Here is a 10,599-nt window from a genome sequence, read left to right as displayed (position 1 = left end):
CAGCACGCGCGCCACGCCCACCACCGTGCCGCCGGTGCCATAGCCGGTGACGAAGCAATCAAGCCGCGAGCCGGCGAAATCATTGACGATCTCGCGCGCCGTCGTTGCCTCGTGGATGGCGGCGTTGGCGGTCGTCTCGAACTGGCGGGCAAGGAACCAGCCATTGGCCTCGGCCAGTTCCACCGCCTTCTTGTACATGCCGAAACCTTTTTCTGCGCGCGGCGTCAGCACCACCTTGGCGCCCAGCATGCGCATCAGTTTGCGGCGCTCGACCGAAAAACTGTCGGCCATCGTGACGACCAGCGGATAGCCCTTTTGCGCGCAGACCATGGCGAGGCCAATGCCGGTGTTGCCGCTGGTCGCCTCGACCACCGTCTGGCCCGGCTTCAGCGCCCCGCTGCGCTCGCCCTCCTCGATGATGTTGAGCGCCAGCCGGTCCTTCACCGAGGCGCCGGGATTGAAATACTCGGCCTTGACGTAGATCGTCGCGTGGGACGGTCCGAGATTGTTGATGCGAACCACCGGCGTGTCGCCGACGGTGTCGAGAATGCTGTCGAACAGGCGGCCGCGCCCGGCCGTGGTTCTGATCTTCTGCTGCTGCAACATCTTGGTCTCCTTGATTGTCATCGCGTTTTGTCTTCACGGGCCGGTTACAAACCGGCGGGCTGGGCGGCGAGGTTTGGTGACCTTGCCGCGCTAGGACTGACATGCCGCACAGCGGCAATGCCCGTATCCGGCGCTGATATCCGCTGCCGGATGCGCCGTGTCGTGTTTGGTGATACAGGAGAGGCCGACAGGCCAGCGTGGGAGCAGGCGTGGAAACGCACGTGGAATCCACTCGATCGAGGCCGGACGGCGACATGCCGGTCCTTTCCGTGCGCCTGCTCGGACCGCTGATGATCTCCCGCGACGGCGCTCCGGTTGCCCTGCCCGCGTCACGCAAGCTGCGCGCGCTGCTCGCCTATCTGGCGCTGGCGCCGCATCCGGTCAGCCGCAGTCGCCTGTGCGAGTTGTTGTGGGATGTGCCGAACGACCCAAGGGGCGAACTGCGCTGGTGCCTGAGCAAGCTGCGCGGCGCGCTTGACATGCCGGCCCGGCGCCGGGTCTCCACCCAAGGCGATACGGTCGCACTCGATCTCGACGATTGCCTGGTCGATGTGCTGGAGGTCAGCCGCGCCGCCGCGCAAGGGATCGGCACGCTTGACGTCGAGCGCTTGCGCGTGCTGGCCGGACTGTTTGCCGGCGATTTCCTCGACGGGCTGGAGCTCGAGCGCAGCCCGCATTTCAACAGCTGGCTGATCGCGCAGCGCCGCCGCTTCAGCGCTTGCCATGCCGCCGTGCTGGAACGCCTTGTCGCGAGCCTGCCGGCTTATAGTGACGAGGCGATCGCCCATCTCGACACATGGGTGGAACTGGCGCCGTTCGACACGTGCGGACATCTGGCGTTGCTGTCCAATCTGGCCGGGCGCGGCGAGGTCGGCGCGGCCGAAGAGCATCTGGCCGCGGCGGAACGATTGTTTCGGTCGGAGGAGCTCGATTTCGCACCGCTTCGCGCGGCCTGGCGGGCGATCCGTGACCGACAGTCGGGCACCTCGCTTCGAACGGCCTGCCTGTCCACGCTATCGCCACTGGTGGCCACCATGCCCACCGCACCCGGCCCGGTCGAGCCCAGCCACGCTTCGCTGGCGGTGATGCCGTTTGTCGAGGAGAGCGGCGGCACGCGCGGCGGATTGGCCGACGGTTTCACCCACGACATCATCACCCGCCTGGCCAAGCTCAGGGATTTCTTCGTCATCGCGCGCGGATCGGTGTTTGCGCTGGCAGAGCAGAACATCGCGCCCGAGGATGCCGGCCGCCGGCTGAATGTCGACTATGTCGCCACCGGCACGGTGCGCAGCCCGTCCGGCCGCCTCATCGTCAGCGTCGAGCTGATCGAGGTGCGCAGCGCCAGGATCGTCTGGGCCGAGACCTTCGAGCGCAGGCCCGATGACATCTTTTCCGTGCTCGACGACATCGGCAACAGCATCGTCTCCTCGATCTCGGCCGAGATCGAAACGGTCGAGCGCAACCGCGCCATGCTGAAGGCGCCCAGCTCGCTCAACGCCTGGGAGGCGTACCATCGCGGCCTCTGGCACATGTACCGCTTCACCCAGGCCGAAAACGAGCAGGCGCGGCATTTCTTTGCCCAGGCCTTGCAGCTCGACCCGACCTTCGCCCGTGCCTATGCCGGCCTGTCCTTCACCCACTGGCAGAACGCCTTCCAGCGCTGGGGCGATCGCGACCGCGAAAGCGCGCTGGCCTTCGAGAGCGCCGGCCACAGCCTGCTGGTCGACGACCACAATCCGGCCGCCCATTGGGCGATGGGCCGGGCGCTGTGGCTGCGCGGCGAGCAGGACGGCTCGCTGCTCGAACTCGAGCGGGCGGTCGATCTCAGCCCCAACTTCGCGCTCGGCCACTACGCTTTGTCCTTCGTGCATTCGCAGTCGGGCGACCCGCGAGCGGCGATAGGCTCTTCCGATCATTCGCGCCATCTCAGCCCGTTCGACCCGCTGCTGTTCGGCATGCTGGGCGCACGCGCCATGGCGCATGTCCGGCTCGGCCAGTTTGAGGAGGCGGCCGAATGGGCGCTGAAGGCGGCGGCGCGGCCCAACGCCCACGCCATCATACTGGCGATCGCCGCGCACTGCCTGGCGCTGGCCGGACGGCTCGACGAGGCGCGCGGCTTCGCCGCCGCCATCCGCAAGACAAGGCCGGACTATTGCGCCGACGATTTCATCGGCACCTTTCGCTTCGAACCGGATGCCGTAGCGCTGTTCCGGCAGGGCGCCAGCCGCATCGGGCTCAACTGAAGCCCGGGATCGCCATCTTGGGGATCGCGTGGGAATTTCGCCTCAAATCCGCCAGGTTAACGAAGTCGGAAGGAGTTGTTTAACCGTTAGCTTCTATGTCACGGCCCGGGGGGCCGACAAAGTGAGTATGATGAGCAACAGCCCCGACAAGCGCAATGAATGGCGCGCCATATTTTACGTGCAGGCTCGCGTTGCCATCCTGTTTGTCCCGGTGGTTGCCAGCCTGCTTATCATAGCGGCGCTTGCCGGAAACGAACGCAAGTCGGTTCCCAGCATGATCGACCCGACCGTCACCGGCTCCGTGCGGTAGGCGCTATCGGTCGGCGTTAGCCCTCTCGGGGAGAGCGCCTTCTGAAGAAAAAAGAAGGTCGAGGGAAAGGCCCTCCCGATCAACGAGGGAAGGCGCCATGCGCTTTTCCTGGGAAACCACTTCACACTTTCCCGGACTTGCTCCAGGAGAGCGTGCTTTCCGGCAGCATTCGCTTGAGCACGTCGTCCTTGCGGATGAAATGATGCCATAGCGCCGCGGCCGCGTGCACTCCGGCGAGGATGAGGATCGAATTGGCGCACAGGCTGTGCAGTTCCCTGATGAACCGGGCCGTGTCGCGGTCGGGCGATACCGGGGCCGGGATGGTGAAGAGGCCGAAGAAGCTCAAGGCGTCGCCCCTATACCAAGTCAGCAGGATGCCGAGAGCCGGAATGGTCACCAGCAGCGCATAGAGCAGCAGATGCGCGATCTTGGCCGCCCATCGTTCAAGGTCCGACATTTCCGTCGGCAGCCCTGGCGTTCCCAGTATCAGGCGCAGGCCGACGCGGATGACGACCAGCGCAAACAACAGCAGCCCGAACGAAATATGGAACCACCAGACGAGCGCGCTGCCGGGATCGCCGCGCGGAAAAAGTTCTTCCACATAGGTCAAGCCATAAAGGCCGATGACCAGCAGAAACACCGCCCAGTGAATGGCTTTTTGCGCGCTTGTATAGGTGGGGTGCATGCGAGCCTTCCAGTTTTGAATGTTTCTAAACTAGCCGCGATCATGTCAAAGCTTTGTCGGGCTCGGATGATCGTGAGCTGGCAGGACACTGGAACGGGTAGGCTGTCAGTTTGCGGACAGTCGGGCATCGAGCGCGTAATGCTGGACAAAGAAAAACCCGGGCGAACCGGGCTCTTCTTCGGCGTCTCCAGGGCGCTCAAACAAAGCGCGGGATCGGACCGTTCTGCGGGGTCACATCGTCGCCGAGGTCGACAAACACCTCGTCGACATAGCACCATGCCCAGCCTTCGGGCGGATCGTAGCCCTCGATGATCGGATGCTTGATGGCGTGGAAATGCTTGGTGGCGTGGCGGTTGGGCGAGTCGTCGCAGCAGCCGACATGGCCGCAGGTACGACACAGCCGCAGATGCACCCATTGCGACCCGCTCTTCAGGCATTCCTCGCAGCCGAGCGCGCTCGGCGTGACCTTCCTGATGTCGCGCGTATGTCTGCATTCATCCATCATGGTCTCCCGGCCATTCGAAATGTGTCGGCGTTGCCGCGCGCGAGGTAGGCATGCAGAGCCGCGACCACCTGGGCGCCTTCGCCGACAGCCGCCGCGACCCGTTTGACCGAACCGGCGCGGACATCGCCTATGGCGAACACGCCGCTGCGGCTCGTCTCCATCTGCGCCGATCCTATGTCCGATCCGGTGCGCACGAAACCCCTGGCGTCCAGCGCGACATCGCAGTTGGCCAGCCAATCGGTGTTCGGATCGGCGCCGATGAAGAGGAAGAGATGGCGGATCGGGCGCGTCGTTTCCGCGCCGCTGGCGCGGTTGCGCCAGCGCACCGTGGCAAGATTGCCCTCTTCGCCGTCCAGCGCCTCGATTTCGGTCCCGGTCAGCACCTCGATGTTCGGCTGCGCCCGGATGCGCTCGACCAGGTAGCGCGACATGCTGGCATCGAGGCTGCCGCCGCGCGCCAGCAGCGCCACCTTCCGCGCATGACTGGCCAAGTAGACAGCCGCTTGCCCGGCCGAATTGCCGGCGCCGACCAGCGCCACTTCCTGGCCCGCGCAAAGCCGGCCTTCGATGGGCGACGCCCAATAGTGCACGGACGTCCCCTCGAACCGCGCCAGATCGGCGATGTCGAGGCGACGATAACGCGCGCCGCTGGCGATCACCACGCTGCGCGTGCGCACGGTCTCGCCGTCACCGACATCGAGCAGATAGCGGGCGCCTGAAGTGTCGGTGGCCGCGCTCAAAAGCTTCGCCTCGTCCGGGATGACCATTTCAACGCCGAACTTCTGCGCCTGGTTGTAGGCGCGCGCCATCAGCGCCATGCCGGTGATGCCGGTCGGGAAACCGAGATAGTTCTCGATGCGCGAGGAGGCGCCGGCCTGTCCGCCGAAGGCACGGCAATCGAGCACGATCGTCGACAGCCCTTCGGATGCCGCATAGACCGCCGCCGCCAGCCCTGCCGGGCCGGCGCCGACGATGGCCACGTCATACACCGTATCGGCATCGATCGGGCGCAACAGGCCGACGCAGCGGGCGAGGTCCTTTTCGCCGGGGTTCATCAGCAGCCTGCCGTTTGGACAGAGCACGATCGGCAGGTGGTGCGGATCGACCTCGAAGCGTTCGACCAGGGTTTTGGCGCAGGGATCGCTGTCGGAATCGAGCACGCGGTGCGGCTGGCCGCTGCGCGCCAGAAAACCCTGCAGCCGCAACACGTCGGCATTGTCCTGGGGTCCGATGATGATCGGCCCGCTGGTGGCGCTCTCCAAGAGCCCGACGCGGCGCAGGATCAGCGCCCGCATGATGCGCTCGCCGAGATTGGCCTCCTGCACCATCAGGTCGCGCAGTCGTTGCGAGGCGATGACGAACGCCTCCACCGGCTCGGCGGCCTGCGCATTCACCAGCGAGGGACGGGCCGAAAGCTGCGCCAGCTCACCGACAAAGCTGCCCGGGCCGTGCGTGACGATCGTCTCGCGCCGGCCGAGCCCGCCGTCCTGGGTGATGTCCACGCTACCCGACAGCACGACGATCAGGCCGGGCGCCACATCGCCGGCTTCGATGATGTGCTCGCCGGCTGCATAGGCGCTGGCCTCGCCGAACCGGCGCATGCGGTCGATGTCCACCTCGGCCAGCGTGGGGAACGCCTGGTCGCGGCGGGCACCGAAGATCGGGTTGGTGGATTGAGCCATGGTTTTGAGCGTAGCGAAGCGGCCGCGGAGTTTGAAGCGGTTTGTGAGGGGACTGGCCGGAAGGGGAGGTTGGCTGAAAAGAAAAAGCCCGGACGAACCGGGCTTTTTTCTCTAAGTTTCTGAACCGTCAAGTGGTTCGAAACGGGAATTTGGTGCCCAGAAGAGGACTCGAACCTCCACTCCTTGCGGAACACGGACCTGAACCGTGCGCGTCTACCAATTCCGCCATCTGGGCTGGTGCGGGCTCATGTAAGCGGGCAAGCGATTGCTGTCAACGCGCTTTTTTCGCAGGTGCTCCGTTCGCCGGCTCAGTCGTCCAGCACTTCCTTGGAAGCGACGGTGGAATCGGCGTTGAGCTGGTAGATGACCGGCACGCCGGTGCCGAGTTCCAGCTTGACGATCTCCTCGCCCGACTTGCCGTCGAGCGCCATGATCAGCGCGCGCAGGGAGTTGCCGTGCGCGGCGACCAGCACGGTGCCGCCGCGCAGCACATGCGGCTGCAAATCGTGCAGGTAATAGGGCCAGACGCGGGCGCCGGTGTCCTTCAGGCTCTCGCCGGCAGGCGGCGGCACGTCGTAGGAGCGGCGCCAGACATGCACCTGCTCCTCGCCCCATTTCTTGCGGGCGTCGTCCTTGTTGAGGCCGGAGAGGTCGCCATAGTCGCGCTCGTTGAGCGCCTGGTCGCGGATGGTCTTCAGGTCGCCCTGGCCGACCGCGTCGAGGATGTGCTGGCATGTCTTTTGCGCCCGGATCAGCGCGGAGGTGAAGGCGATGTCGAATTTCAGGCCGCGCGCCTTGAGCTTTTGCCCGGCGGCCTTGGCCTCGGCGTGGCCCTGTTCGGTCAGGTCGACGTCGCGCCAGCCGGTGAACAGGTTCTTCAAATTCCATTCGCTCTGGCCGTGGCGCACGAGCACGAGGGTTCGCGACATGTTTGCTCCTTCAGGTTTATGGATCAGGCCGGCTCAGCTGAGGCCGAGCACGTCCCGCATCGAATACAGTCCCGGCTTCTTGCCGCGCGCCCAAAGCGCCGCCTTGACGGCGCCGCGGGCGAAGATGGCGCGGTCCTCGGCGTGGTGCGACAGGGTGATGCGCTCGCCGGTGCCGGCCAGCATCACGCTGTGGTCGCCGACGACAGAGCCCCCGCGCAACGTGGCAAAGCCGATCGAGCCCGTCTTGCGCACCCCGGTGTGGCCGTCGCGGACGCGCACGTCGTTGCCTGAGAGCTCGATACCACGCCCGGCGGCGGCGGCTTCACCCAGCAGCAGCGCCGTGCCCGAAGGCGCGTCGACCTTGTGCTTGTGGTGCATTTCGAGGATCTCGATGTCGAAATCGTCGGCATCGAGCGCGCGCGCCGCCTGCTCGACCAGCACCGCCAGAAGATTGACGCCGAGGCTCATATTGCCCGATTTGACGATCGTCGCATGGCGCGCCGCCGCCGCGATCCTGGCATTGTCATCGGTCGAACAGCCGGTAGTGCCTATGACATGGACGATGCGCGCCTGCGCCGCGTAGCCGGCGAATTCGACCGTCGAAGCAGGCGTGGTGAAATCGAGCACACCGTCGGCCTTGGCGAACACCGGCAGCGGATCGTCGCTGATCGGCACGTTGATGATGCCGATGCCGGCCAGCTCGCCGGCATCCTTGCCCAGATGCGGCGAATCCGCCCGCTCGACCGCGCCGATGACCCGCGCGCCTGATATAGAGTGGATGGCACGGATCAGCGTCTGGCCCATGCGGCCGGCGGCGCCCACCACCACCAGGCCCATATCATTTGCCGGTCCGTCGGTTGCGGGCGTGGCGCTCATGTCGTGCTCCCGGCGATGCTCTGCGTGTCGATGCCTTGTGACAGGCGTTGCGCCGAAGTCCGGATCGGCGCGCTGTCGTCGACAAGCCCCAGACCCTTGACGCCCTGGATGCGGTGGAAGCGGGCATAGACGCTGTGCGGATCGGCCATCAGCGAGGCGTGCGTGCCTTCCTCGACCAGCCGGCCCTGTTCCATGACGATGATGTGGTCGGCATTGACCACCGTCGACAGCCGGTGCGCGATGACGATGGTGGTGCGGCCTTCCATGACCTTTGTCAGCGCCTGCTGGACGCGAGCCTCGGCCTCGTTGTCGAGCGCCGATGTCGCTTCGTCGAGCAAAAGGATCGGTGCCTGCCGCACGATGGCCCGCGCGATCGAGACGCGCTGGCGCTGGCCGCCGGACAGCGTCACGCCGTTCTCGCCGACCGGCGTGTCGTAGCCCTGCGGCTGCTGGCGAATGAAGTCGTCGGCCGCGGCTTGGCCCGCGGCCTGTTCGATCTCGGCATCGGTGGCGCTCAGCCGGCCGTAGCGGATGTTGTCGCGGATGGTGCCTTCGAACAGATAGGGCTGCTGCGAGACATAGGCGATGGAACCGCGCAGCGACTGTTTGGTGACCTTCGAGATGTCCTGGCCGTCGATCTCGATCGATCCCGCCTCGACATCGTAGAAGCGCTGCAGCAGCGCCACCAATGTCGTCTTGCCGGCGCCCGAAGCGCCGACGATTGCCGTCACCTTGCCGGCCGCGGCGACGAAACTCAGATCCTGCAGCACCGGAGCCTCCTCGACATAGCGGAAGGAGACGTTGTTGAAACGCACTTCGCCGGAGGTGAATTTCGCCTCGGCGGCGCCTTGGGCGTCGCTCTGCTGCGGCTCGATGTCGAGAAGCTCGTAGATCATGCGCGCATTCACAAGCGCGCGTTCCATGCCGACCTGCATGCGCGCCAGACGGCGGGCCGGATCATAGGCGAGCGTCAGCGCCGTGATGAAGGAAAACACCGCGCCCGGCGGCTGGCCGAGAACGGTGGCCCGGTAGCCGGAATAGGCGATGACGCTGGCGAAGGCGATGCCGGCCAGCAGTTCGGAGACCGGCGTCAGCCGCTCGGAGACGCGAGCGATCTTGTTCGACCGCTGCTCGGCATCCTCGGCTAGCTGGCTGATCCGGCGCGACAGCTCGTCCTCCATGGTGAAGGCCTTGACGATGGCGATGCCTTGCGTGGCTTCCTGCATGGCGCCGATCAGCCGAGAGTTGATCTGCACCGATTCGCGCGTGATGCGGCGCACCCGGCGCATCAGATAGGTGACGGTCCAGATCAGCGGCGGCCCGATCAGCAGCGAACTCAAGGAGAGTATCGGATCCTGGTAGATCATCACGCCGACCAGGCCGACCAGCGAGACGGCATCACGCGCGGTCGAGGTCACCGTCATCGACAACAGGTCGCGAATGCCGTTGACGTTCTCGTTGACCTGCGCGGCCAGCCGCCCGGACCTTGTGTCGTTGAAGAAGGAGACGCCAAGCTTCATCAGATGGTTGAAGATGCGCTGCTGATAGCGCGCCACCAGATTGTTGCCGATCCTGGCCATCGTCACCGCCTGGCCGTAGCCGGCAAGGCCGCGCAGGATGAAGGCACCGAGCAGTGCGGCGCAGATCCATGGGATCAGGTCGCCGCGCCGTTCGTAGAAGATCTGATTGACGACCGGACTCATGATCCAGGCGGCAAGCGCCGTCGTCGCCGACACGGTCAGCAGGCAGAGGATGGTGAAAACATACGCCCCCCGATAGTCGCGGCCATTTTCCTGGAGGATACGGCGGATGACCGCCACGATCTCTCCCGCACGGGGTTTCGACAAATTGGGGGGCTGAAATGTCAAATTGGAGCGCTTCGTAGATTTCCGCTTCCCGCGGCCGGGCAATTTGGCACCCCTCTTAACGCCAAGCAGCCAGCTTGCCTATGCCTCGGGGTGACTAACTTCGTCGCGCCAGCGCCGGCCCGAAGTCTGGACACCGAACAGCGAGGGGTTCCTGGCATAGGCGGCAAGGCCCAGAAGTGCGGCCAGCGGATGGGTAATGACATACACCGGCATGGTGCGCATCATCGCGCTGTGCGGCGCCTTGTCCTCGAAAGCGGCACGGAAATTGCCGGCTTTCAGCGCCGGCACGATCTTCTGCGCGATGCCACCGGTGAGAAACACGCCGCCGCGGCTCATGAACACCAGAGCAAGGTCGCCTGCCGTGCGCCCAAGGCAGGTGACGAAGGTCTCCAGCGCTTCCTCGGCAACCGGATCGGTTTTCGCAAGTGCCGCGGCAGTGATCTCGGCCGGCGTGGTGAAGGGCGACGGCTTGCCGTCCGCCTTGGCAACCGCCCGATAGACATTGACCAGACCGCGTCCGCACAGGATCTGCTCGCCCGAAATGCGGCCCTCCAGCTTCTCGATATGCGGAAAAACCTCGAAATCGCGGGCCGAGCGCGGACCGATGTCCATATGGCCGCCCTCGCCGGGCACCGGTATCCAGTGGTGCAGCGCATGGACCAGCCCGGCGACGCCGAGCCCGGTTCCGGGGCCGAGCACGACGCGGCCGGCATTGGGCTCCGGCGTGCCGCCGCCGATCTTTTCCATGTGCTCCTCGCCGAGCGCGACGACGGCCAGCGCCTGCGCCTCGAAATCGTTGAGCACGACGATGTCGCTCAGGCCGAGGCTGGCGAACATTTTTCTCGGCTTGACGATCCAGGGGCAGTTGGTCAGTTCGATCTCGTCGCCGTCGACC

At 65.5% G+C, this 10,599-nt stretch carries 10 protein-coding genes and 1 tRNA gene; 2 read left to right on the top strand and 9 right to left on the bottom strand.

The annotated features are described in order from the left end of the window. Positions 1-606: pyridoxal-phosphate dependent enzyme (locus tag ENZ75_RS08645; protein ID WP_128278027.1), on the bottom strand; the 606-nt coding region annotated here is incomplete at its 3' end. Positions 607-860: 254 nt separating this feature from the next. Here ENZ75_RS08645 and ENZ75_RS08640 point away from each other — a divergent pair. Next, positions 861-2,849, top strand: coding sequence for an adenylate cyclase (locus ENZ75_RS08640; RefSeq protein WP_013528611.1), 1,989 nt, complete (start codon positions 861-863; stop codon positions 2,847-2,849). A 130-nt stretch (positions 2,850-2,979) separates the two neighbouring features. Continuing rightward, on the top strand, positions 2,980-3,159 hold the full coding sequence (locus ENZ75_RS08635) for a hypothetical protein (protein ID WP_023814179.1): 180 nt from the start codon (positions 2,980-2,982) through the stop codon (positions 3,157-3,159). A gap of 121 nt (positions 3,160-3,280) precedes the next feature. Here ENZ75_RS08635 and ENZ75_RS08630 read toward each other — a convergent pair whose 3' ends face one another. From ENZ75_RS08630 to ENZ75_RS08595, 8 genes are all read right to left on the bottom strand, one after another. Beyond that, complete coding sequence (locus ENZ75_RS08630; protein WP_063169663.1) at positions 3,281-3,844, bottom strand: cytochrome b; 564 nt, start codon at positions 3,842-3,844, stop codon at positions 3,281-3,283. Positions 3,845-4,040: 196 nt separating this feature from the next. Further along, positions 4,041-4,349, bottom strand: coding sequence for a UBP-type zinc finger domain-containing protein (locus ENZ75_RS08625; protein ID WP_063169662.1), 309 nt, complete (start codon positions 4,347-4,349; stop codon positions 4,041-4,043). Continuing rightward, positions 4,346-6,031, bottom strand: a complete 1,686-nt coding sequence (locus ENZ75_RS08620) for an FAD-dependent oxidoreductase (RefSeq protein ID WP_063169661.1) — start codon at positions 6,029-6,031, stop codon at positions 4,346-4,348. The genes ENZ75_RS08625 and ENZ75_RS08620 overlap by 4 nt, the downstream gene beginning before the upstream one ends. 150 nt (positions 6,032-6,181) lie before the next feature. Continuing rightward, positions 6,182-6,266 (bottom strand) — tRNA-Leu (locus tag ENZ75_RS08615). A gap of 73 nt (positions 6,267-6,339) precedes the next feature. Then, positions 6,340-6,960 carry a 2,3-bisphosphoglycerate-dependent phosphoglycerate mutase gene (locus tag ENZ75_RS08610; protein ID WP_013528615.1) on the bottom strand — a complete coding sequence of 207 codons (621 nt, stop codon included), beginning with the start codon at positions 6,958-6,960 and terminating at the stop codon, positions 6,340-6,342. A gap of 33 nt (positions 6,961-6,993) precedes the next feature. After that, positions 6,994-7,836, bottom strand: coding sequence for a 4-hydroxy-tetrahydrodipicolinate reductase (gene dapB / locus ENZ75_RS08605; protein WP_013528616.1), 843 nt, complete (start codon positions 7,834-7,836; stop codon positions 6,994-6,996). Further along, complete coding sequence (locus ENZ75_RS08600; RefSeq protein WP_024502175.1) at positions 7,833-9,704, bottom strand: ABC transporter ATP-binding protein; 1,872 nt, start codon at positions 9,702-9,704, stop codon at positions 7,833-7,835. The genes dapB and ENZ75_RS08600 overlap by 4 nt, the downstream gene beginning before the upstream one ends. A gap of 78 nt (positions 9,705-9,782) precedes the next feature. After that, a partial coding sequence (locus ENZ75_RS08595) for a glucokinase (protein WP_128278025.1) occupies positions 9,783-10,599 on the bottom strand: 817 nt, incomplete at its 5' end.

The sequence above is a fragment of the Mesorhizobium sp. M7A.F.Ca.CA.002.04.1.1 genome (assembly GCF_004022805.1).
Lineage (GTDB): Bacteria > Pseudomonadota > Alphaproteobacteria > Rhizobiales > Rhizobiaceae > Mesorhizobium > Mesorhizobium ciceri.
The sequence above is the reverse complement of the archived record's forward strand: the minus strand, read 5'-3'. Positions and strand labels throughout refer to the sequence as shown.